This is a genomic window from Paenibacillus sp. EB106-06-01-XG199 (assembly GCF_058791575.1).
The window spans coordinates 1-21,807 of record NZ_JBYTDQ010000023.1; the positions used below are offsets into that span (position 1 = coordinate 1).

The window sequence follows — 21,807 nt, forward strand, 5'->3', positions numbered from 1 at the left end:
CATGTATTAGGCACGCCGCCAGCGTTCGTCCTGAGCCAGGATCAAACTCTCCAAATTGGTATTTAGAAAGAGCGATTGCTCAATTTGAAACATCTGACGAGAATTTACATTCTCACGATGAAATTTCTAAAGCGTATAAATACGCTATGAAACTCATCAGTTTTGGATCTCACTTGCGTGATTCCCCACTCACTCGTTGTTCAGTTTTCAAAGATCAATGTCTCTTTTTTAACTCTTCACCGCGTCTCAGCGGCGACCTTTATAATATATCACAGTGTTTATCATTTTGGCAAGTCTTTTTTTGAAAAAAAGTTTTTTTCGTTTTTCCTAGCCTGCAGCTGCTTTTCAATACATAGAAAAGGAGCGCGAGATATAATGTATCATAGCGGCTCCCTTTTAGTCAACCTATTTAGTTAATTTCATGGACAAGCGATTAAATCCTAAGTAGCAGCCCTCTAATTTCAATGTTTAAATTGGGATGACCGGCCGCCCCACGCATACTTAGACAGCTCTTTCTGAGGAGCAAAACGTGCGTACATACGAAATACTGTTTTATATCGATTGGCAATGGCATGCCTGATATTTTGGTCCAAGCGTTGATCACTTAAATCCAGAAGCATCTCATCAAGCTCTTTACGCAAAACATAGTCCAGCTCCTTACACTCCTTCTCGTTGAACAACATTCCCAACATATGCTTGGCCTCCTTCATGAAATTTAATCTTTACAGAAACTTCAATTGCCGCTGCTTGTGTGATAGAAGATAGTCCATGGATGACGGGAAGCTGTACCTGTTTATCCGTTTACACTAGATTAACCGGAGCGCAATATCTATAACCATAATTACGAAAAAATCACCTCTATGGTCTTGCCGCAAATACATAGCACCGGTTGTCAGGAAACCCCAAAATCGAATGGCTTTAATGTTATGCTCAATTCCCGGGTTTTTTATGATAAAAGTGAAAATGTAATCGTGCTTTCAATTATTGCTGCGATCAATAAAAGGATCACAATCCACACCGATGCCGTTAATGTTTGCTTCATAAAGACTGGCCAAGCGTTGCTCCGCTTTTCTTTATTAGCGGCTGTACCGAATATACCTGCGAATATTTTACCGCCGAACTGCAATCCAAAAGCACAGGCGATAATGATTGCCGGAATTTCAATGATCCCGTGCGGTAGTAGCCCCTTAACGATAAGCGTAAACAAATCCTGTTCCTGAAGCACCGACAAGTGGATTAAATATCCGATGACCGCACCGTTGATGAGCAGAAAAATTGCAGGCAGTATTCCAAAGAAGGCACCGAGGAAAATAATGAACACACTCTTGATGCTATTGTTTAAAAATATAAATTTGAAAAAACTCCACTGTGGATAGTCGGACTCTTTTAGATCTTTACTAATATTACTGAGACCCTGCAGCTGCTGTTCAATCAATTTTTGCATAGCGCCGGTGCCTATCCAGCCAATCATGCCCCCTGCGATGAATAGAATGGCTGCCAGTATTAAGGCTTTGCGGATCGTGGTTAAATCTTTGGCAAACGTAAAAAAGGATAGCATAGACACCTCCTGGAAGTTTTGACGTCACCCGCTTAAAAAGCCTTAACTATGATTTCTGTCCTAGAGGAGGTCATAAGCGGTGGGTACGAGCATACATTTAGAACAAACAAGCATTTCGCATAGGAGAGGAGCGCTGTCAGTATGAATTCTTTTTATGTATTCAGCGGCAAGAAGATAAAACGGTTCATTTACATTTTTGCCGCTGCGCTTCTTGCCGCCGGTGTCGTTTATGTCGAGAGGGGCAACATTACCGTTTTTTCCGAAACGGCCCCTTCTGCGATATACAGCGTGCCGACGGAGAAGAAGCTGATCGCTTTAACTTTTGATATTAGCTGGGGAGAAAAAAGGCCCGAACCGATCCTTAAGGTGCTGGAAGAGAAAAAAGTGGATAAAGCCACCTTCTTCCTGTCGTCACCCTGGAGCAAGACTCATCCGGAAATTGTAACAAGCATTAAAGATTCAGGATATGAGATTGGCAGCCATGGTCACAAGCATGTAAACTACAGCGCGCTGAGCAACGAGGAAATCCGCACCCAAATTTCGACAGCACATACTGTGCTTACCGAATTGACTGGCAAGGAACCGAATCTGATCCGCATGCCAAACGGTGATTTCGACAAAAGAGTGCTTCAGGTGGCCAGCGACCTGGGTTATAAGGTTATTCAGTGGGATACCGATTCTTTAGACTGGAAGAACATCGGTGTAGACAATATCGTAAATCGAGTAACGACAAAGGCTCATCCCGGAGATATTGTGCTTTTGCATGCCAGCGATTCCTGTAAACAAACTCACGAGGCTCTTCCGCTTATCATTGACAAGCTGCGCAGCCAGGGCTACGAATTTGTTACCGTGTCCGAGTTAATCAACCAAGGCAGCGCTGAGGGTCAGGAAGTACGTGATTCCGCTTGGTTGGACGATGGAATAGAAGACGCTGCCGGAATGTAGGCTAACCCGCCGCCACTCTATCCTGCTTCATCTGTAATTTTTAATGGCGTGGTGATATCAGCTCTGATATATCGGGCGTTGGAGTGTTCAGCTTCGGATAACTTAAATCCAGCCCTTCCAGCGTCTTCACCACAATGGCTAATGCGAGATAATTGCGGTACCAGCGGCGATTGGCCGGAATCCAATACCAGGGCGCGCTTTTTGAACTGCTTTCTTTAAATACATCTTGATAAGCCTCCTGATAATCATCCCAATATTCCCGCTCCTGCAGGTCACTGGCGTCAAACTTCCAATGTTTCGCCGGGTCCTGCAGCCGCTCCTGAATTTTCTCAAGCTGCTTCTCCTTTGAGATATGCAAAAAGAGTTTGATGATCGTTGTTCCTTCCTCCACCAGCATTTCTTCAAACTGGCGGATATAACGAAACCGGCGTTTCATCTCATCTTTTTGCAGACTGCCGTGCACGCGGGGAACCAAGACATCTTCATAATGCGAGCGGTTGAATGCGGCAATATAGCCCTTGGGCGGCGTCTTCATGTGCACTCTCCAAAGGAAATCATGGGCTTCTTCCTCAAGAGACGGTTTTTTAAAGCTGGTGACGATAAAACCCTGAGGGTTGATTCCGGAGAAAATATGCTTTACGGTGCCGTCTTTCCCGCTGGAGTCCATCCCTTGCAGGATGACAAGCAGGGAATGCTTTTTCTGGGCAAATAGAATATCCTGCAGCTCGGTGAGACGTTCTTTAAGCTCCTTCATTTTGACCTCGGCTTCCTCCTTGGTTAAGTCGCCGCTTTCGTTCGGATCAAGCTTGCTCAGGAGCGTTTCGTTTGTGTCTTTTATCATATAGCGCTTGATGTTCATATATTCCCCTCCTCAAAGTTTTGTGAGCATGAACAGCCCAGCCGCATCTTTAAAATATGTAGTATGTCTTTAAGATTAACCTCCTCCTCCTGATTTTAATCGCCGGCTGGAGGAATCACAAAGAACCCTGCTTCTCATCTGGAGAACGGGGTTCTTTGTATTGTCATAATTATCCTGTTCTTGGTTTCAGAATACGGTGCAGCATCAGAATTTGGAATGCATTGCTTGCAATAAGCGGAATTACAATAAATACGGTAGCGCTGTCCACTCCTATGCGGAGTACACCAATCGTCTCCACTATCGTGATGGCTGTCATAAAGAAAAATGTCGGAATCCAGGCTGAACTATTCGTGCTTCGTACTTTAAAATAGGACACAATAATGGCTGTAAGCAATATAACGATGCCCAGAATCAAATCAGAGACGACGTTTCGTTCTCCCCCTACAAAGGTTCGCAGGAAGATCAGCTCAAGCAGGGCAAGCACAGCCAGCACCAGTTGTATGTACTGCCAGACCTTCCGCCGAAACACACCTGTTCCCATATAGTTGAGAATCAGATACGCAAAGAAGCCGAGCTGCGAGTAAACGCTGACAAGCATGCCATAGCCAAAAAGGATCAGGGGGTAAATGAAAAGATCGGCAGTGCTTTTGAACTCGATACGGCCATTCACAGCCTGCAGTGCAAGTCCAGCTACTACCGCTCCGCCCGCACCGATCAGAAGCGTGGTCCAGAACAAATAAAACCATTTCTTTATACTCAGCCAGTTCACCTCCCCGTGTCAGATTTATTTTACCAAGCTTACCGTCAAAAAACCATTATACAGCAACATAAATGTGTGTCCGCGCGGCATACTACAGTCAGGAATCCTACAAAGGAGGGGCAGCGCCAATGAAATGGAGGAGTTTATGGGCCGGAGGCCTGGCTTTAAGCTTAATTATGGCTTTAACAGCCTGCGGAGGAGAACAGAGCAGTTCATCTTCCGGGCAGATGGGATACAAGGAAATGAAGACCATGGTTGTTGATATATTAAAAAGCGATGATGGAAAGAAAGCCGTAGAGGAGGCACTCTCCAGTCCAAGCTCCGGCTCCGAAGGAGGCGGCGGCGGGTTGAGCATGAAAATGATGCCGCTCCAAACGACGGAACAAATCCGGATTGCCGTTAAAGACACAATTACAGCTCCTGAGTATCAAAAAGAAATTGAAAAAATCATGACCGATCCGCAATTTGCCGGTGAATTTGCTAAAGCGATCAATACCCAGAGCAAGGAGCTGCATCTTCAGTTGATCAAAGATCCAACGTATCAAAAATCAATTGAAGAGATCATGAAGTCGCCCGAAATGATGAAAATGTTCCTAGACCTTACTAAAACTTCGGATTACCGGAAGCAATCCATGACCATTATGCAGGAAGCGATGCAGAATCCTCTATTCCGCATGGAAGTGCTTGGTTTGCTTAAAACGGTAGTCCAGGATGAACTTCAGCCGAAGGTTGAAAAGAAAGGTCAGGAAAAAGGAGGCGGCGATCAAGGAAGCGGCGGGGACAGCCAGAAGCAAGAAGGCGGCGATGATTCCGGTTCCTAAAATAAAAAGAGGCCTTGTCCCACTTAGAATTGGGACGGCCTCTTTTTAATGCCAATTTGAATTACTGCTCATACTTCGCAATCAATTTATCGGCAATCTCCGCAAACAGCTGTGCGGTGGCTGTTTCGGGTTTATATACAGACGGTGAGAAATCCGGTTCGGAGATATGATTATCCGGTGCGCCAAGCGGAATCTGGGCCAGCAGCTCCGTATGCAGTGTCTCTGCTAGTCTCGCCCCGCCGCCGCGGCCGAAAATATAGTCCTTTTTGCCGCATTCCGAGCATTCATAGTAGGCCATATTCTCAATGACCCCAAGAATCTCATGCTCTGTCTGCAAAGCCATTGATCCTGCTCTGGCCGCTACAAAGGCTGCTGTTGCATGGGGCGTAGTTACGATAATTTCCTTGCTGTGCGGCAGCATCTGATGCACATCCAGCGCCACATCACCCGTACCTGGAGGCAAGTCAAGCAGCATGTAGTCAAGCTCTCCCCAACCTACGTCGCTGAAGAACTGGCGGAGCATCTTGCCAAGCATGGGTCCTCTCCAGATGACAGGACTATTCTCACGGATGAAAAAGCCCATGGACATGACCTTCACTCCGAAACGTTCTACAGGTATAATTGTGCCTTCTTCGACAATCGGCCCCTCTTCAATCCCCATCATGTCCGGAATACTAAAGCCATAGATATCAGCATCAATCAATCCGACCTTCTTCCCTTTTCGGGCGAGTGCCACTGCCAGATTTACCGTCACGGTTGATTTGCCGACCCCGCCCTTACCGCTGGCGATAGCGATGAAGTTCACGCCGGAGTTCTCACCAATCAGCTCATGGCCCTCAAGACCGGCTGCATGCCCTTTAAGCTTGTCCCCTTGATGATCTTCCGGCTTATCGTCCACGCTCTCTCCGCGCAAGATAGAGCGCTCATAGTCGGTGGCATCACGCAGCCGGATATGTACATTGCCGGCTCCGCCCGCTGTAAGCAGATCACGCACCTGCTGCTCCAACTCCATACGGCTCTTCTCATCTTGGTCCAGACATACAAGCGATAAGGATATGCGGTCTTCCTTAATCATAATATCGCGAATCAACTGCAGCTCCACAAGGCTTTTTCCGGATTCCGGGTCTGTAAGCGACTGCAATAGTTCCTGAATTTGTTCCCTGGTCAGCATGGAAAGCACCTCTGTTCCTTCCGGACGGGTAAGGTTCCGGTATTTTTGTCTATTATAGCATTCCCCCTCTGCGGATGAGTAGTCCCTCCTCACTGCTGCTCTGAAGCATACCGCATAATCCCGCGGTAAATGCTCGTTGCCACCTTCCGCTGATAGACATCATCTCCAAGCAAAGCCGACTCCTGCGGATGTGACAGAAAACCTACCTCCACAAGTACAGCCGGCATTTTCAATGCTTTTAACAGAAACACTGTATTCACAGTTTTAGCTACACGATCGGTATTCTCCAGCGTAGCCCTGAGTTCATCCTGTACAAAGCCCGCTAACGCTTTATTCCCTTCGTTGTTGGGATAATAGAAGGTTTGCGCTCCGCTCCAGCGGCCGGAAGGGACACTGTTCATATGCACGCTGATAAAGAGGTCCGCGCCCTTCTCTTCAATAGTCCTTACCCTTTGCTTCAGATCCTCTGTCTTGCGCTTGGAATATCCTTTGGTGCCCTCCTGGGCCAGGTCATAATCACCTTCACGCGTCATAACTACAATCGCCCCCGCCTGCTGCAAATAATCCCGCAGATACAGTGAGACCGCGAGGTTAATATCCTTCTCAATCAGTCCCTCACGGCTGACTGCCCCTCCGTCAGGTCCGCCATGGCCTGCATCGATGGCTATAATCTTACCGGACAATGGCAGGCTCCAATAGTTCAGCGTTTTGGCGGTAGGCATATCATAGGCAATGATGCCGATCATCACAGCAAGCAGCACTGCGCCCAGCATGCTTTTTTTTATACTGTTCCATGAGATCCAGACCGAGACTTTCCGCTGCTTTCGGCCAGACATAACAAAGACCCCCTCGTCCCGATAGATTTTACTCATCTATATGGGACAAGAGGGCCAAATAGTACTGGCTCTTCGTATTTAGGCGTTAACTTCCTGAGACATTCCCTCAATCAAAATTTGCGCAACCTCAGGCCGCGTAAATTCCGGAGGCGGGCACTGGCCATCCCGCAGCAGCGCACGCACCTTCGTACCGGATAGTGTCAGATGCTGATCACCCGGATGAGGGCAGGTCTTGCTGGAGGCCATATTTCCGCATTTGATGCAGAAAAAGCTGTGCTCAAAAAATAGCGGTGTAATCCCCAACTCCTCAGCAGTAAAGTTGGAAAAAATCTCTTGTGCTTCGTAAGTTCCATAGTAGTCACCTACACCGGCATGGTCACGGCCCACGATGAAATGGGTGCAGCCGTAATTTTTGCGGACCATGGCATGGAATATCGCTTCTCTTGGACCCGCGTAACGCATAGCTGCCGGGAATACTCCAAGGAATGTACGGTCTGCCGGGTAGTAATTCTCCAGCAGTGCCAGATAACTCTTCATCCGCACATTGGCCGGCACATCATCGGATTTAGTCTCGCCGACCAGAGGATTGAGGAACAGAGCGTCCACAACCTCCATAGCACACTTCTGAATGTACTCATGTGCACGGTGAACGGGATTTCGGGTCTGAAAGCCAACAACCGTTCTCCAGCCTTTATCAGCGAAAATTTGCCGCGTCTTGACCGGATCAAAATAGAACTCCCCGAACTTCTCCGGCTGCGGACGATTCAAGACCGTTATAGGTCCTCCTACATAGGTTGCCGGACGGGCCAGCAATTTACTGACGCCAGGGTGCTCCGGATCTGTCGTTCTGAAGACGTTCTGTGCTTCAAGCTGCTGATCTACGCTGTAAATGCTCTGTACATCCAGCAAACCATAAATCACACCATCTTCTTCACCGACCAAAGACACGGTATCTCCAACAGCCAGACCTGAGGCCACCTCATCTTCGACAGCAAGTGTAATGGGAATACTCCATACGGTGCCATTTGCAAGTCTCATGCTTTTCACGACAGAATGATAATCTTCTTCATTTAAAAAGCCGGTAAGCGGTGAGAAGGCTCCCACGGCAATCAAATCCAGATCAGAGATAGTCCATGTATTAATTGCGATTGATTTATAGTCCGAAGCTTGCTGCAGCAGTTCTTCTCTCTGCGCTCCCTCCACTGTACGCTGAATCAGTGTTCCTCCATGTGGAAGTATTGACGTCATCTAATTTTTCTCCTCCTGTGTCTCGCTTCTCGTCCCTTGCTTATTTATGCAGTCCACATTCCGTTTTTTCCGAACCGGACCATCTTCCGGCACGCGGATCTTCGCCAGGCATAACAGCACGGGTGCATTGCTCGCAGCCGATGCTCGGGAAATTGCGGTCATGGAGCGGATTATACACAACATCGTTCTCGCGGATGTAATTCCATACATCCTCAGTCGTCCAGTGCGCAATCGGATTAAATTTAACCAGTCCGAATTTATAATCGTACTCTACCTTTTTGGAATTGGCGCGGGTCGGCGCCTGATCACGGCGAATCCCGGTAATCCAGGCATCATATTGGGAAAGAATGCGGGTAAGCGGCTCTACTTTGCGGATCGCACAGCATTGGTTAGGATCGACACTCCATAGCGCATCACCGTATTGAAGTGCTTGTTCCTGAGTAGAGATCTGCGGCGACACACGCACGAACTCCATTCCATATTTATCAGCCATAATATCTCTTGTCTCATAGGTTTCTTTGAAATGATAATCCGTATCCAAATAAAAAACATCCGTTGACGGACTAACCTTCTGCAGCATATCAACAAGCACTACATCTTCAGCTCCGAAACTGCAGGCAAAGGTGATGTTAGGGAAAGTTTCTACTGCCCACCGAATTATCTCTTCAGGTGAAGCATTTTCCAGTTCCTCGGCCTTAACTTTAATCAAATCTTCTTTCTCAAGCAGATTCATTACGGTATTCCTCCATCCTAGTTATGCAGCTTAAAGATAATGCTGAACTTATGACGACAATTCCAACTATTCTTATACGGAATAGTATATAACTTTCTCTGAGGAAGTCAATGCATTTTATAGTATTTATAGCGGCATAAAAAGCCAAAAGCCCCTGGCCATAAAGGCTCGAGGCTTGATATCCCTAAAAACCGAGAGACATGCTGTAATAAGGAGAATATATAGTCAGGAACTGTGAATTATCAAACCACAACTTCTACTTTAAAACCCACCAACTCGTTAATGCGCTAATAGAGCATTGTTCACGTAGTTAACGGGTGTTTTACGACCGGAGTAATACCAGTCTAAAGAAAACCGCAGCAAGCTTATTGAGAGAGGGTAAAGCATTGAGATAATACCGAATTTAAAACCTCATGGTTGTATTTTTGGACTCGATTATTCGCCTCCAAGATTTTATGAGCCCATGCTAATGCTCTGTTGTATTGATTGAAATCATGAACCTGAATCCTAAAATGGCAGAAATCCCTATGCAGCTGATACTCCTCATAGGTGGGATTGAGCCCGATTTGCCCAAATTGTTGCCTGATGATCCTCTCAGCTATCTGTTCTTGCATAGCTTCATGGACGTAAGATATCTGGTTAGTATGCACCCTGTACTTTAGCAGCACTTCAGGCAGATTGATCAATTGGGTTACCTCTCCCAAGCGGTTCCACAGCTCAAAATCCTCCGCATGAGGGTAATCCCAATATTTCACTCCATGATTATCCAGAATGGATTTTCTAAGCATGACAGTAGGATGCACAAACGTACAGTGAAAAAACTGCCAACACCTTATTTCGTCATGAATTAGTGGTTTAACTGTAGTCCCGGCTATGCCGATATATTCTGCTTGGCTACCGCAAACCCCTATATGCGGATTCGCATCCATAAAGGCCACTTGACGTTCGAAACGATGCGGCAAAGCGATGTCATCCCCATCCATTCGGGCAATATATTCACCCGTACATAACGAAAGGCCTTCGTTCAATGTTCTGATAAGCCCGATGTTTACGGCATGAGAAATCACCTTTATACGGCTGTCATGAATACCCTTTATTCTTCCCAAGGTTCCATCAACAGACCCATCATCTATAATCAGTAGTTCAAAATCAGGATACGATTGCTGAAGGATACTCTGAATTGACTCCTCAATATAAAGTGATGAGTTGTATACGGGCAACAAAACCGATATTTTCACCATTACTCACACCGCCTCAACTATACTTAACCCTTTATAGATTATGAGGCCATGTCTTGTCTCGATATGAGTAAGTGCCTGTTTCAAATGAAATAAGTATGATCGTCCAAACGCTTTTCTCCTGTGATTAATTTTATATAGTAAATTATCCAAGGGGATCCGTATGATATTGAATGAGATTAAGGGTACCTATGACGTTATATTCAGTTTAGGACATAACTGCCTCGCTGCAGATCAATTATCCCGCACTCTATTGCGAAAAGTAGGTGGGGTGATTGATTGGGTGGAGACCCCCCGTTTTGGCAGGTGTAAGCAATCTATTGCGAAATCGGTTCGCCCATTTCATGAAATTTCCTAATCTTAGTATTACGGGAGGCGGAATGTTTTATTGTTAGGGATGCAGCGTACCATGCTTTTTCTCATCATGATTTTCCACTGATTGAAAATACACCGGAACAGCTTGTCAGCTATCCAGAATTAAAAGAAAAACTACAGCGCCGCATCCCGCGATTCCTCCAGACCCTCATGGACGCTGACAAGGTATTATTTATTCGCACCGAAGCCACAATACATGAAACCGCTGAACTGCTGGATGTGTTAAACGGAATGGTTAAAGGAACATTTAACCTGCTTGTTATTAATCATGCACCTGTATATGGAATTATCGAAACGCCTTGGCCTTTTAACAATGTTTGCGCCTTACAAATCCCAGAAGTCCCGGACATGTTCCATGATAATGATCAACTCTGGAGATCCATATTGCATGGCTTTAGTGTTAGATAAAAACAAGTCATTGCTATGGTCACAGCTGTCATTATGGCAAAAATAAAAGCCCCTGGCCATAAAGGCCAGAGGCTTGATATCCTTGAAAAACAAGAGATATTAACGTTTCGAGAACTGTGGAGCACGACGATTAGTTCCGATTAGTTCAGATAGTCACATATAATAGGAAGTTTCTTTTCAAGAGTTCCGATGAATTCCGATTAGTTTGGTTGTGAATTAGGTCGAAATATATAGTCATCAAAGAAACTCTCCATTAATCAGAGTTACACACATCTACTCCCCTAGCGAAATCTTACCCCGCCGCTTCCGTGGTAGGGCGTGATCGTTTATAACCTATCGAATTTTCCACTTATTATCCGCATACCCTTTCCCAGCCTCTGGATTACTCACGATCCCCAGCACCACCAGCACGCCGAGCACAGCATTTACTGCTGCCATTACTTCGTCAAATTTCTCCGGTGTGAATTGCACGTCAAAGATCATACCAACGGTCTGCACCCCCAACAGTACTGCTGCCGTCAAGGATACCCATAATCCATAGTTTCTCCATTTGTTTCTCACTATTTGGCCTCCTTACTATTGATTGTCACTATTTTGTTCTTGGCATCATACGACACCGTAGCTCCCAGAGCCTCTGCTATGGCTCTTGCTGGCGTATAGGTTACCCCTTCGTCCGCTACACCGTCAGCCACCTTCTGGCCATCCACGATTACTGATACGATTACATCTTTCTTCACTTCTGAATCCTCCTTTGTACATTTACCAATTTTGATATATGCCGCTGCCACCTGAGATGCTGTTGGTTCCTTGCCGGCATGTAACTGTGAGGTTGTAAGACCTAAGGTCATTTGGAAGTGTGGTGCATCTTTAATGGAGACAAAATCGCCGCCCCACTCTAGCCCGAGCAATTTGGCCCCCTGCACCACCTCTGTCCAATCTCCCATTCCATCTGCATCACTATCGCGTTTCAAGTCCCAAGATACCTGTTTTCCATCTGGCAAGAGCAACGCAAAGTCGACTGCAAGTCCAAAGTTGTGGTAACTCGTGCCCCCCTTGGCATTGGTCACAATAGCCCCTGGCTTCGTACGACCCTGAGCGTACAGGGCATTCTGCTCTTCAATGGTCCGGAGCCCTTGGGTAATGACTATATTAACTCCCCGGGCGTAACTCCGCTCAATGAGAGCCAACGTTGCCGCCACAACAACAGGATGCAGCCCGATTAGACGTTTATGGGATTTGAGTTTTACCTGCTCTAATGTAAGCATCACATCACTCCTTATTTCCCTAAAAATTGATTACCTGCCGCTGCTCCAAGAGCAATCAAAACAATGTATTTAATCATGTCCATCCAAAGTTTCCGCTCTGCCCCACTGTCCTTGTTTGCTTGTTGAAGCAGCGAGAAAATTTTGCTTTCGAGGCTGTCGAACTTAGCCATGATTGCACTGAACTGAATCTCCATTTTGATGGTCGAACTTTTAATCTCCTTAATACTTTCATCATGACGATGGTCATTCTCTTCCAGTAACCGCAGCTTAGTGTTTGCCGTAACATTTTCGGCAGCTATTCGGGCAAACTCACTAGTCAGAGTATTCAATCCCGATTCCACTTCTTCAAGACGTTGTTGTAATGGCATTACATCCTCAACCCCTCCCCTTACATCTGCACCCGCGTCTGCCATATGATGTACCCCTTTATCTAGTCGTTGTATAAAATGAGCCCCCGGATCACTCCGACGGCAAAATAAAAACGCCTCATTGGGCGCATCCTTTAATTTATTTAGCTGGTAATGGTTCTCCGTTTTCATCCAGATCAGACGCTGCCAGGTAGGTCTTAACCTCCGGCTGCAGTTTGGCTGGCACTTGAGCATAAGTTTTCAGCCCCTTAATAATCAACAAGGCATAAATAATAGACATTGTGTCACCTCCTTTCATGAGAGGTAGACCGCCGGACACCAGCAGCCCTGCCAACCAGTTACGCATTATCGCCAAGCAGCGCGGCAACATCCTCGCGGATTACAGCTGGTACTTGTTCCAGCTTTTTAAGTCCCTTACGGATCAGGCTTGCATATACTTGTGTCATTTACTAGCACCTCCAGTCAGGGGTAACACCAGTTCGTACAGTTCGGTTAAGGCCAATTGCGCACTTACAGCCTCTTTTTGTGCTGAGAGCAGTTGCTCGTAATTATCAGCGAGAGCCATCTGTGTGCTGGATAGCTCTGTTGTCAGGTCCTTGAGTTGCTCAGTTAAGGGCTTTTGGTAGACTGGTGTTTCTACTGGATCAAGGGGACCGTAAAAAAACTCCAGTTCTTCGGTTTCTGGATTTACACGAATTCTTCCTCTTGATTCTAAAAACTCAGTAGCATATTGACCATACTCTAATTCAATCAACCCTACTGTTTCCTCTACGCGCTCACTAAGGACCTTAAAAGACGTAAAATCTTGCTCGCGCGTTGTCTCAACAACAGCACCTGCTCTTTCACCAGTATTAAGAATTACATTTCCTGTCGCTTTTTCGTAATAAATTTTAGCTCCAATTTTCATAAAAAATCATCCTCTCAATATAATTACGTTTCCCACGCTTGCCAGACAAGAAGCGATGCACCAGTAATACTACTCAATGTGAAACCATTGTTTGTCCATGCATCTTCACCATACCCGCCGTACTTCCAAGACCCGCCGGGAACGCTCTGAAACGCCGCCCACAACCATCTGCCATTAATGCCTGATTGTACATAGTAATCACCCGCAGAGTAATATCCCACAGTTACTATATACGGATCGAAACCTAAACCATTTATAGTTAACGAACTTCCAGGCGCCGCCACCGAACCAGTTGCATATCTTTTTCCTTCTACCATATTTCCCGTAAGCCCAAGGATAGTAACCCCATTGCGAATATTAGAAGCAACAAACTGTGGTGCGGCTGCAGTAACCCATGTGGACCCGTCGTAGTATCCCAGTGGGGGCTGCAAAAATACCCTATCACCAGACCAAACTGTAGATTCATTTGCAGGCAAATGGATATTTTGCGCACTTCTGTTTGGCATTGTCCCAGCAGTCCCAGCTATTGTATTCCCCACTAACACGGCTCCCGCTGGAACGGATACGCCAGCTACTGTAATATCAGTGGACCAATATCCCGCTGGTTTTGTTTGCGCCGTAGGCCCAGGCGTTACAGTTCCCCCCGCTCCGCGAACTGGAATTGTCCCTTGAAGACCAAACATAGTTACATCAGATCGCCAATATGCAGGGTTAAGGTTTGCTTCTGGAACTCTAATCCACACATCACCTTGGAAAGCTGTAGTCGGGTCTGTAGGGGCAACTGGACGTACGTACAAAACGCCGGGATGAGCTTCTATCCCCTTATGATTGTGATGGTTCGCACTCGATCCTGCATCTCCATTTGAACTACTTTTTAAAGGCATTGTCCCTATAGCTCCATAATTTATTCCTGAATTGAACTTGTCTCCACTTAAAACTTTATCCGGGGTGGTGTTCCCCGGTGTTACTAATCGCATATACTTATGCCTCCTCTATAACTGCAGATACATAAACGGCATTTGACGCACTCGCTCCGACGACAACCTGTATAGTCGTTCCTGGTGCAGCAACAAAGAATATGGGGACAAAACGATAAGTATCTGCAGGACAGAATTGATAAGGTAAAACAGTGTCTGTACCTTCTGCGCTTACTACTTGTACTATTATGCTGCAACCCTGTTGAACTTTCATGTAGATTTTCACAGTATAATTAGCTTTTGCCGTAGGAGTCCATGCTGCAATAATGCTCGTATTATCCCCGCCGGGGCCTACCTGCACATCAGTTACGCTAGAGCGTGTAGTGGTCAACCCGCCATACTTTCCACCTGTTGCATCTGCGACTGCGAACGTCATCCACGCATTCCACCAGCCAGTTTCTGCACGAGTTCTGTATCTCTTGCCAACCATTCCAACTCCGGTTACTTCTTGCACAATGTACCCTACGTCATTGCGATATACATTCATCAAGCACCAATCTAACCCCGGTCCGTTTGTGTATGTGCTGCTTGCTCCCAAGAAATAGGTTCCTGGAGTAATAACGAGGTCTAGATTTGTTCCGGGCAATGTTCTGGTTACCATTAGATTTGTGTCGTTGCCTTGGTGGTAGAGTCCATAATTGTTACCGTCGAGTCGTACATACATGGCATTAGATGAATCGTCGTATGTGATGCCGTCATTATCTCCAAAGTAAATAGCGCTTCCTACTGCAAAGTTACCATCGGCATTTCGTTTTACTAATGTGTTTGGATTGCTATCTGCTGTACCATCAGCATCAGTTATTGTTTTTTTCCAAGCTGACCACACACCTGCGTTTGTCCGGCCCCGAAAATACTTAGCTGTTCCAAATATGTTTATTGCCTCTTGAATTACAAACCCCTCATTCGCAGCGTGAATATTTAATAGATAATATCCAGCTGGAGGACCATTCAGATATGCTCCACCCTCGACGTTTAGGACGTATGCTCCGTTAATTAGATAGTTATTAAGATTGGAAGCACCTGGAATAGTTTCTCTCGCTTTATAAAGTGGGTCGTCGTTGTGGCCGTTCCAATCTCTCCTCCATCCTGGAGAGTATTGCGGACCGTTGCTCACATAGGTAAACTCACTATTAATGGTTTTTTGATCAACTCCGCTTGTTGGTGGAGTAGTGATGCGGATTGTATACATATCACCGTCAAGGTAACCAATAACTTCCACCACCGCTCCCGCAAGGTGTATTGAACCAAATCCAGAGTCAGTAATATAGGCATTAGTACCATAAGACCAATCGCCCCGACCAACCCAATACCCACCAATGGAGGAGTGTGCTCCCATACTTTTAAGCATCGTTATAAATTCAGCAGTTGTTATGCCCGTGTTCGTTCCGCCGAATGTAACAATATTCCCTGCTTTAGCAAAGTAACTAGCATCCGTATCATTAAGTTCCCTTTTCCACGGACCCCATTCTGTTTCAGTACGTGCTCTATGCCATTTACCGAATGGTGCAGTTGTTTGTGTGGCTTCTTGGACAATGTAATTGTTACTTCCCACATAAACATTAAGAATACCCCAAGGGGCCGTAAATGCTGGTGCGTTTGGGGGTATTTCACCATAAATTTGGTACGTTCCTGGTTTAGTGAATTGGTTGTAATCCTTATTTACAATCCCATTGATTTTGAATATGGTATCTCCCGCTATTTCAACCCACGTTCCCCATGTTCCATCTTGCTGAACACGTTCAAACGTATTAGCTTGATACGATGATCCACCCAATACAGTCGCGCGCTGCAGTCTGTAATCCCACTGATTGTTTGAATGAACATATGATTCAATGTATAACCAATTTGTCATGTTGTTCGGAGCATTTATAAACTTTTCTCCATCGAAGAAACCGTTTATTGTTAGGTCATTCAAGTTATATTCAGAAGGAAGGTTAACTGCTGTTCCTTGTGGGGTTGTTAATCGATGCTTTTGAATCAGATATCCACTTTGTGTCATTGTATCATCTGGTATTGTTTGTACAGGCACCGGTAAGGTAGGAGGATATGCTGTATATACTTCTGATAGTGTAAATCTTGTCGCCCCAGTTCCACTTAATGATGTTACTAATAAAGAAAATGAATTACCTGCAATGCCTTTTGCTTCGATAGGTATTTTCCAATATTTTGATACGCTATCCCATACAGGATCTCCCATAGAGATAACATTTTTCAAAAATCCAGTTACTTCTGTATAAGCCATGGTTGATTCATGAACAGCACCATCAACTGGCCATATACCATCATACCGCTTAGTTAACTTTCCCATTGCGTTCAGGTTATAGAATGTCGATCCTATAGTTAGCTCAAAAGTACCCAAAGCTTGCGTAAAAATAAGGTTTACTTTTTGGTTGGTTACGCCATCAGCAAATGCAAAATTAAAAACTTGCTGTTTATAATTTTCTGTAAGCTTTAATCCCTTACCTGTTACAAATTGAGCATCATCTAATGCTGCGACACCACCAGCCGCGCCCTTTTGGGTCGTCGGAATTGAAGCATTCTTTGCCGCTGATTCTGCTGCATCAGCCTTACTTGTCGCATCCTGAGCAGCTGCATTGATAGCTGCGTCTTTGGCTGCATCAGCCTTAGACTGTGCTCCACTAGTTGTCTCCTTGGCATTCCAGGTTGTTCGCTCTGCAGCAGTGATGTGGCGGGTTGCATCATCCGCGTGGACTTTTGCTGCCTCTAAGGTTGTAGCTGGCGCTGCCCGCCAAGAGGATTTACCTGTGATTCCCTTAATCGTATTAGCCAGCCAGCCCAGCAAAGTGGTCAGCGTGCCAGTTTCACCAGTTGGTGCGGTGCTGTCACTTATCGTCCGATTCCCGATAACAGTGTCCGATGCTGTTCCTGTGCCACCGGCACCCGCTGTAATCCCAGCAAGCTTAGCCTTTTCATTAGTGGTATAATCTTCAGTGCTTAGCTGTTTTCCTCCCAGCTTGTCCACCTTTGTTGCTGCTACAGCATCCAGATCAGACCGTAAAGCATAAACCAGCGATTCATCGATTACTGCCGTTATGTTTGCTGCAGTGCCGACTACAACGATACAGTCAAATGACTTCTCTATGACGTCAGTACTATCGGCTGGAGCAATATAATCTGCTGTTACGCCAGAGTTGGCGTAAGCATAAAGAATTTCTCCTACATCCGGATCTTGTGCGAAAACCCCGACCTCTCTAAAATAAAAGCCCGTTGTAATTTCTGCATTTGATAAAACCGCTCCAATTACCGCCTTATTAGGCAGTTGAGTCTTCAGTCTTGTAATCGGCAAATTCTTTTTTTGAGAAATTAGCCCATTTAGCGCGGAAATAGACTGCCCACTAAGTGTTCCATCTCCGACTGCAATACGCGTGTAGTTAAGTGCAGCTCCCGCCTGCGCCTTGCCTTGGAGTGCAATACCTTTTGTCGTTATTGTCATCCCACCAAATACTGCCACAAAAGCCCCTCCTTATATAATAATTCGTTCTCCAACGTGTATAAACCCACCTATATACAATGGCAGTGTTTCAGCTTGTGATATGGTGACGCTGTCCAGTACAGTAGAAAGACGTTTAATTGCATTCACGGCTTCTATAAACTCTTGTGCACGTGTGGTAGTAACATCCGCATTATTAGTAACCACTCGAAAATGATACGGATCACCTCCGTATTCCCACCACTCCTCAACTGAACCCTCCCCAAATAGAATCTTTATTAAATTTTCCACAGCACCAGCTGTTCCTTTATGCCGGTGAAACGAAATGGCGTTGTTAACTAGGAGTCGCTTTTGTCCCACTGACAATTCCGGATCATAATAGGGTGGACGGTACTGAAGTGCCAATTGGTCAGTTTCTTCATTTGTCCATTCTGTCGAGCGACTAAATATATTTAGAGATGTTATCATATCCGTTGTTACTTGAAGTTGTTTATCCAATGCAGTCGCGGCGGCAGCGATAGCCGGATCGTTTCGGATCGGAGAGGAGACGAGATTGAGCAGGCTTACCGTTTGAATATTAATCATCAACAAGACCTCCATAGGTGATTGTTGTCGTACCCTCCTGTGCAATTTGGGTCATTGTCAAAGCCGTATACACTGGTGCTGTCGGTACTACGCGCAGCGCACCCGCTTCCATGACACGGGCAATCAATTCAGAAGGATTGATATGTCGACCAAGCTTGGATTTTTGCCAGAGCTGATAATCAGCGATTGCGGTTGTTACAGCCGCCTGAATGATAGATACTTCCGAAGCCTGACTGCGGCTAATGTAATAGGTAACAGTAGTGTTATAAGATACAGGTGTCGGGGCAATTACCTTCACCTGATCCGTCAATGGCCTAATGCCGCGGTCATCCAATATCTCACTGACGGCATCAAGGATATCCTGGCCTGGAATCTGTCCACCAATAAGCAAGGGGACTATTGTCACCTTACCATCATCCGGGGAATAGGCATGCACATCCAGAATTGCTGCAGATGTGGATTTTGCCCAAAACTCGTACGCCCCCTGCGGACCAGCTGTACTATACGAATCCGGAGCTGCCCGGATACGATCCCGAAAGGCTTCATCCGTCTCCTCTGCAGAACCCCCACTGCTGGTTGTAGAATTGATAACAGACTGAACAAACGGTAATTGATCCATGAGAACATTAATCTGCCCCGGTAAGAAACCATTGCCGCCAGCACCGAGCGATGAGCAAATCGCTGTAACGGTGCCAGTGGTTGCTCCGGCTGGTATCTCTACATACTCTGTTGTCGCAAAATATATAGAGCCATCACCTCCTAGTATACCGACACGGGTACCCGCAGGAATCGAAGTGACCGCTGACAAAGGGATGGACAATGTAAATTGCAGCGTGGTGATTGCCGAAGACGCAGGCAAACGCTCCGAACCCTGAAATGCACCCATATGATCCAACAGAACTCCCGATGCATACCGCAACAAATTGCCCTTAGCCGTCTGGTTAATAAGCACTCGTTGTTGGACAATCAGTACAGCCAATGAAGATAAAAACAGCCTCACCGGATCGGCAGGCTGCAGGGTTCGGCCGGTTAGGCCTTCGTAAATAGCAATCACGTTTCGCTGGATATCCGCAGCTTCTTCAGCCACGAACTGTATTTCAGGCAAATCTGCATATAGTACCAAATCACATCACCTCCTCATTTAAACTATATTGCACCACTGCTAGTATCCGGCCTGTCAAAGCATCAATCAGGTCATCCTTAAAAAATATTTCTGTTATTTGCGCTCGTGGTTCCTGTTCAGCCACAGCAGACATAATCTCGCTTATAATACGTGTCTTTGCGAAGGAATAGGGCTCGTCCACTATCCCATAATCTAATCCGATGCTTCGTGCCAGCGGTGCACTGCCCTGCGGTGTCATGAGAATGGTCCGAACGTTTTGGGCAATTTCTTCCGCTATAGTTTCCGGTGCAAAATCTATGTTTGACTGCTGGGTAGTATCTACGGTATAGATCACTTTACATATTCCTCCAATGTAAGATCAACTTTTGCCACATGGACATTCCCCCTGTTGTCAAGCTGCTCCCAGGCTTGTGTCATATTAGTGATCACCCATAGCCCTGTTCCTACACCCTTATTTCCGATAACCAAAGGGAGTGCTTTACCGGCCCGTTCCAGCTCTGTTAACTTGTCCACTGCTTTCCTGGGGTTTAGACCATACTCCCAAGAAAAGCGTATAGAAAAGGTCACTGTGTCCACTCCAGGTCCCAGCCACTCTTTTTTAGGCTTTTGCCCGATAATATCATGTTGCGCCCAGCGCCCCGTGCTGCTTCGCACTAAATCCTGGAGCGTTAGAATGTATGCTTCGGAGACAGAAAATACGAGAGGCCCAAGAGCGCCGACAGTATAGATATCCGCTTCTGCTTCTCCGCTCATAATACGCCTCCTGAACTTGTAACATTCCCGGTAACGGTCAAATCCCCATCAATTTTCATACCGCCGACTGACTTAATATTTAACATACGGGTACTACGGTCATAAAAGACATAGCTGCCATCCTCAAACCACACACCCTGTTGATGGACATCACCAGGCGGAGCATCCTCTGAACCATAGTAGGTCCCCAGGCAAAAACCTGCAGATCGGTCATTATCCAAAAATGCACAAAGAACGGTATCCCCAGGTTCCGGAAAAGCATTTGTACGTTCCCATCCCGCTGGTGTAATAACCGGCAGCGGTGCTGACACCATATTGTCCCGGTCAGGAAAGGTAACCCGCACGCTGCCGGATCCCGGGTCTGCCGTAGAAACTTGTCCAATAAAGTTCATGATTACCACCCTAATACCTTTCTTATTTCCAAATCAGTTGTATAGCCTCCACTTCCGATAACATGTCTTGCAGACTCAATAATGTATTTACCATCAAATCGCTTCCAGCCCACTATATTAATAGTCAGGCCAGCTGCCATGCGGATATCTCCCATGAGAGATAATGAGCCTTTTCCGCCTTCTTTATTGCGCTCCCTCAGCCTTTTACGAGCCAGTTGTATGGCCGCAGCTTGATCATCTACCTGTTCGTTTATCTTTAGTATAGGACCAGTCTTCGGAGCACCAGCAGGCGTGTACGTTGCTTGTACCGGTTCTTTCCTTTTAGGTGGTGTATACGTAATCGTACAGGCACGGTATGCCGAGTATGCCGTATTGATTGAAAATCCATACCCCTTCACATTGTCCTCACCACGTGTTATAGTCGCGATTGGTGACTTTTTTTCATATTCAGATTCGTCAAACATAACCAAAGTACCGTTTGATACTTTAATGGCAATTCCTTCTCGGGTCGCTGTCTCCAACAAAAAACTTAAATCCGATTGCTCTGTCTGTTCCAAATGATCATAGGAGGGGTTTTCTTCAGCCCTATAAAGCAGCTTTAGCTTTGCCCGTTTGGCAACCTCAGCAGCCACCGTATTTAGGTTCGTTTTCTCCCAGGCTCGCGAGCTTTGCTGTATTCGAATTTCCGAACTGATTGGAAGCGACACTGCCTTAATTGCCACCGTATCCGGCGGACCGTTAAATTCAATGCTGTCTACTTCAAATGTCCCAAGTGGCAGCTTCTTAATTTCATTTGGCGCATCCCAATTTATAGTGCGTATTGTGGCATGAATTCGATCCCCTTCGCTTGGAACCCAGGCCCCCTGCCAATTACGCCCTGTATCCTCCAGTGAGATAGAAATATCATCAAGTGAACCGGAAGCGGCATCGTTGTACTGAAAACCTGTCAGTGATTTTGCAATATCCTTGCTTACATCCTTTCCGTTATACTGAAGTACCAGCATTGCCCTTCGGGCGTTTTGGGGCAAATCCAA

The 21,807-nt window shown here is 46.0% G+C and carries 27 protein-coding genes; 4 read left to right on the forward strand and 23 right to left on the reverse strand.

The genetic code is table 11. From position 1 onward, the window contains the following. Positions 1-305 (forward strand): hypothetical protein (locus AC3WT9_RS34135; protein WP_492408933.1); only part of this gene is annotated, 305 nt, incomplete at its 5' end. A 156-nt stretch (positions 306-461) separates the two neighbouring features. On the opposite strand, the gene AC3WT9_RS34140 is transcribed toward AC3WT9_RS34135, so the two are convergent. Then, the gene (locus AC3WT9_RS34140; RefSeq protein ID WP_025336637.1) at positions 462-692 is read right to left on the reverse strand and encodes a hypothetical protein; all 231 of its coding nucleotides are present in this window, start codon (positions 690-692) and stop codon (positions 462-464) included. A 254-nt stretch (positions 693-946) separates the two neighbouring features. Further along, the gene (locus tag AC3WT9_RS34145) at positions 947-1,558 is read right to left on the reverse strand and encodes a stage II sporulation protein M (protein ID WP_341379901.1); all 612 of its coding nucleotides are present in this window, start codon (positions 1,556-1,558) and stop codon (positions 947-949) included. A gap of 141 nt (positions 1,559-1,699) precedes the next feature. Between AC3WT9_RS34145 and pdaB the strand changes: the two genes are divergently transcribed. Next, positions 1,700-2,503 carry a polysaccharide deacetylase family sporulation protein PdaB gene (gene pdaB, locus AC3WT9_RS34150; RefSeq protein ID WP_341096584.1) on the forward strand — a complete coding sequence of 268 codons (804 nt, stop codon included), beginning with the start codon at positions 1,700-1,702 and terminating at the stop codon, positions 2,501-2,503. Positions 2,504-2,543: 40 nt separating this feature from the next. Here the strand turns inward: pdaB and AC3WT9_RS34155 are convergent, their stop codons facing one another. Further along, on the reverse strand, positions 2,544-3,362 hold the full coding sequence (locus AC3WT9_RS34155) for a PPK2 family polyphosphate kinase (protein ID WP_341379903.1): 819 nt from the start codon (positions 3,360-3,362) through the stop codon (positions 2,544-2,546). 169 nt (positions 3,363-3,531) lie between these two features. Next, positions 3,532-4,122, reverse strand: a complete 591-nt coding sequence (locus tag AC3WT9_RS34160) for a KinB-signaling pathway activation protein (protein WP_038600885.1) — start codon at positions 4,120-4,122, stop codon at positions 3,532-3,534. A 128-nt stretch (positions 4,123-4,250) separates the two neighbouring features. On the opposite strand from AC3WT9_RS34160, the gene gerD reads away from it, so the two are divergent. Then, on the forward strand, positions 4,251-4,943 hold the full coding sequence (gene gerD, locus AC3WT9_RS34165; RefSeq protein ID WP_341096591.1) for a spore germination lipoprotein GerD: 693 nt from the start codon (positions 4,251-4,253) through the stop codon (positions 4,941-4,943). Positions 4,944-5,004: 61 nt separating this feature from the next. On the opposite strand, the gene AC3WT9_RS34170 is transcribed toward gerD, so the two are convergent. From AC3WT9_RS34170 to AC3WT9_RS34190, 5 genes are all read right to left on the reverse strand, one after another. Beyond that, positions 5,005-6,114: an Mrp/NBP35 family ATP-binding protein gene (locus AC3WT9_RS34170; RefSeq protein WP_341379904.1), complete on the reverse strand. Its 1,110-nt coding sequence runs from the start codon at positions 6,112-6,114 to the stop codon at positions 5,005-5,007. 89 nt (positions 6,115-6,203) lie between these two features. Then, positions 6,204-6,950 carry an N-acetylmuramoyl-L-alanine amidase CwlD gene (cwlD, locus tag AC3WT9_RS34175; protein ID WP_341096595.1) on the reverse strand — a complete coding sequence of 249 codons (747 nt, stop codon included), beginning with the start codon at positions 6,948-6,950 and terminating at the stop codon, positions 6,204-6,206. Between the two features lie 78 nt (positions 6,951-7,028). Further along, positions 7,029-8,198 (reverse strand): sulfate adenylyltransferase, encoded by a 1,170-nt coding sequence (sat, locus tag AC3WT9_RS34180; protein WP_341379905.1) that lies wholly within the window; start codon positions 8,196-8,198, stop codon positions 7,029-7,031. 40 nt (positions 8,199-8,238) lie between these two features. Further along, a complete protein-coding gene (locus AC3WT9_RS34185; RefSeq protein WP_076112931.1) occupies positions 8,239-8,931 on the reverse strand; it encodes a phosphoadenylyl-sulfate reductase in 693 nt (230 codons plus the stop codon). Between the two features lie 365 nt (positions 8,932-9,296). Further along, complete coding sequence (locus AC3WT9_RS34190; RefSeq protein WP_341096598.1) at positions 9,297-10,172, reverse strand: glycosyltransferase; 876 nt, start codon at positions 10,170-10,172, stop codon at positions 9,297-9,299. Between the two features lie 384 nt (positions 10,173-10,556). Between AC3WT9_RS34190 and AC3WT9_RS34195 the strand changes: the two genes are divergently transcribed. Beyond that, on the forward strand, positions 10,557-10,952 hold the full coding sequence (locus AC3WT9_RS34195) for a DUF1796 family putative cysteine peptidase (RefSeq protein WP_341380423.1): 396 nt from the start codon (positions 10,557-10,559) through the stop codon (positions 10,950-10,952). Between the two features lie 333 nt (positions 10,953-11,285). Here AC3WT9_RS34195 and AC3WT9_RS34200 read toward each other — a convergent pair whose 3' ends face one another. From AC3WT9_RS34200 to AC3WT9_RS34265, 14 genes are all read right to left on the reverse strand, one after another. Beyond that, on the reverse strand, positions 11,286-11,513 hold the full coding sequence (locus AC3WT9_RS34200) for a phage holin (protein WP_341379906.1): 228 nt from the start codon (positions 11,511-11,513) through the stop codon (positions 11,286-11,288). Further along, positions 11,513-12,217 carry a M15 family metallopeptidase gene (locus AC3WT9_RS34205; protein ID WP_341379907.1) on the reverse strand — a complete coding sequence of 235 codons (705 nt, stop codon included), beginning with the start codon at positions 12,215-12,217 and terminating at the stop codon, positions 11,513-11,515. Before AC3WT9_RS34205 ends, AC3WT9_RS34200 begins: the two co-directional genes overlap by 1 nt. A gap of 11 nt (positions 12,218-12,228) precedes the next feature. After that, the gene (locus AC3WT9_RS34210) at positions 12,229-12,630 is read right to left on the reverse strand and encodes a hypothetical protein (RefSeq protein ID WP_492408938.1); all 402 of its coding nucleotides are present in this window, start codon (positions 12,628-12,630) and stop codon (positions 12,229-12,231) included. Positions 12,631-12,724: 94 nt separating this feature from the next. Further along, entirely contained in the window at positions 12,725-12,865 is a 141-nt protein-coding gene (locus AC3WT9_RS34215; protein WP_341379910.1) for a CD1375 family protein, read from the reverse strand. A gap of 58 nt (positions 12,866-12,923) precedes the next feature. Beyond that, positions 12,924-13,031, reverse strand: a complete 108-nt coding sequence (locus AC3WT9_RS34220; RefSeq protein ID WP_341379911.1) for a CD1375 family protein — start codon at positions 13,029-13,031, stop codon at positions 12,924-12,926. Beyond that, positions 13,028-13,492, reverse strand: coding sequence for a hypothetical protein (locus AC3WT9_RS34225; RefSeq protein WP_341379913.1), 465 nt, complete (start codon positions 13,490-13,492; stop codon positions 13,028-13,030). The genes AC3WT9_RS34220 and AC3WT9_RS34225 overlap by 4 nt, the downstream gene beginning before the upstream one ends. Before the next feature lie 23 nt (positions 13,493-13,515). Next, positions 13,516-14,469, reverse strand: a complete 954-nt coding sequence (locus tag AC3WT9_RS34230) for a hypothetical protein (RefSeq protein WP_341379914.1) — start codon at positions 14,467-14,469, stop codon at positions 13,516-13,518. Positions 14,470-14,473: 4 nt separating this feature from the next. Next, positions 14,474-17,941 (reverse strand): phage tail-collar fiber domain-containing protein, encoded by a 3,468-nt coding sequence (locus tag AC3WT9_RS34235; RefSeq protein ID WP_445935363.1) that lies wholly within the window; start codon positions 17,939-17,941, stop codon positions 14,474-14,476. Between the two features lie 12 nt (positions 17,942-17,953). Beyond that, positions 17,954-18,505 carry a phage tail protein I gene (locus AC3WT9_RS34240; RefSeq protein ID WP_341379915.1) on the reverse strand — a complete coding sequence of 184 codons (552 nt, stop codon included), beginning with the start codon at positions 18,503-18,505 and terminating at the stop codon, positions 17,954-17,956. Further along, positions 18,498-19,628 (reverse strand): baseplate assembly protein, encoded by a 1,131-nt coding sequence (locus AC3WT9_RS34245; protein WP_341379916.1) that lies wholly within the window; start codon positions 19,626-19,628, stop codon positions 18,498-18,500. Before AC3WT9_RS34245 ends, AC3WT9_RS34240 begins: the two co-directional genes overlap by 8 nt. Position 19,629: 1 nt before the next feature. Continuing rightward, complete coding sequence (locus AC3WT9_RS34250; RefSeq protein WP_341379917.1) at positions 19,630-19,962, reverse strand: lysozyme; 333 nt, start codon at positions 19,960-19,962, stop codon at positions 19,630-19,632. Next, the gene (locus AC3WT9_RS34255; protein ID WP_341379918.1) at positions 19,959-20,381 is read right to left on the reverse strand and encodes a phage tail protein; all 423 of its coding nucleotides are present in this window, start codon (positions 20,379-20,381) and stop codon (positions 19,959-19,961) included. Before AC3WT9_RS34255 ends, AC3WT9_RS34250 begins: the two co-directional genes overlap by 4 nt. Beyond that, the gene (locus tag AC3WT9_RS34260; protein ID WP_341379919.1) at positions 20,378-20,773 is read right to left on the reverse strand and encodes a phage baseplate assembly protein V; all 396 of its coding nucleotides are present in this window, start codon (positions 20,771-20,773) and stop codon (positions 20,378-20,380) included. Before AC3WT9_RS34260 ends, AC3WT9_RS34255 begins: the two co-directional genes overlap by 4 nt. A gap of 2 nt (positions 20,774-20,775) precedes the next feature. Next, positions 20,776-21,807: a phage late control D family protein gene (locus AC3WT9_RS34265; protein WP_341379920.1), complete on the reverse strand. Its 1,032-nt coding sequence runs from the start codon at positions 21,805-21,807 to the stop codon at positions 20,776-20,778.

Bases quoted from the DNA above. Each gene is read 5' to 3' on its own strand.
- AC3WT9_RS34185 (WP_076112931.1), bottom strand. From the start codon at position 8,931: ATGAATCTGCTTGAGAAAGAAGATTTGATTAAAGTTAAGGCCGAGGAA.
- AC3WT9_RS34220 (WP_341379911.1), bottom strand. From the start codon at position 13,031: ATGACACAAGTATATGCAAGCCTGATCCGTAAGGGACTTAAAAAGCTG.
- AC3WT9_RS34205 (WP_341379907.1), bottom strand. From the start codon at position 12,217: ATGCTTACATTAGAGCAGGTAAAACTCAAATCCCATAAACGTCTAATC.
- AC3WT9_RS34210 (WP_492408938.1), bottom strand. From the start codon at position 12,630: ATGGCAGACGCGGGTGCAGATGTAAGGGGAGGGGTTGAGGATGTAATG.
- gerD (WP_341096591.1), top strand. From the start codon at position 4,251: ATGAAATGGAGGAGTTTATGGGCCGGAGGCCTGGCTTTAAGCTTAATT.
- AC3WT9_RS34225 (WP_341379913.1), bottom strand. From the start codon at position 13,492: ATGAAAATTGGAGCTAAAATTTATTACGAAAAAGCGACAGGAAATGTA.
- AC3WT9_RS34190 (WP_341096598.1), bottom strand. From the start codon at position 10,172: ATGGTGAAAATATCGGTTTTGTTGCCCGTATACAACTCATCACTTTAT.
- AC3WT9_RS34240 (WP_341379915.1), bottom strand. From the start codon at position 18,505: ATGATTAATATTCAAACGGTAAGCCTGCTCAATCTCGTCTCCTCTCCG.
- AC3WT9_RS34230 (WP_341379914.1), bottom strand. From the start codon at position 14,469: ATGCGATTAGTAACACCGGGGAACACCACCCCGGATAAAGTTTTAAGT.
- AC3WT9_RS34155 (WP_341379903.1), bottom strand. From the start codon at position 3,362: ATGAACATCAAGCGCTATATGATAAAAGACACAAACGAAACGCTCCTG.
- AC3WT9_RS34260 (WP_341379919.1), bottom strand. From the start codon at position 20,773: ATGAACTTTATTGGACAAGTTTCTACGGCAGACCCGGGATCCGGCAGC.
- AC3WT9_RS34140 (WP_025336637.1), bottom strand. From the start codon at position 692: ATGTTGGGAATGTTGTTCAACGAGAAGGAGTGTAAGGAGCTGGACTAT.
- AC3WT9_RS34215 (WP_341379910.1), bottom strand. From the start codon at position 12,865: ATGTCTATTATTTATGCCTTGTTGATTATTAAGGGGCTGAAAACTTAT.
- cwlD (WP_341096595.1), bottom strand. From the start codon at position 6,950: ATGTCTGGCCGAAAGCAGCGGAAAGTCTCGGTCTGGATCTCATGGAAC.
- pdaB (WP_341096584.1), top strand. From the start codon at position 1,700: ATGAATTCTTTTTATGTATTCAGCGGCAAGAAGATAAAACGGTTCATT.
- sat (WP_341379905.1), bottom strand. From the start codon at position 8,198: ATGACGTCAATACTTCCACATGGAGGAACACTGATTCAGCGTACAGTG.
- AC3WT9_RS34145 (WP_341379901.1), bottom strand. From the start codon at position 1,558: ATGCTATCCTTTTTTACGTTTGCCAAAGATTTAACCACGATCCGCAAA.
- AC3WT9_RS34255 (WP_341379918.1), bottom strand. From the start codon at position 20,381: ATGAGCGGAGAAGCAGAAGCGGATATCTATACTGTCGGCGCTCTTGGG.
- AC3WT9_RS34170 (WP_341379904.1), bottom strand. From the start codon at position 6,114: ATGCTGACCAGGGAACAAATTCAGGAACTATTGCAGTCGCTTACAGAC.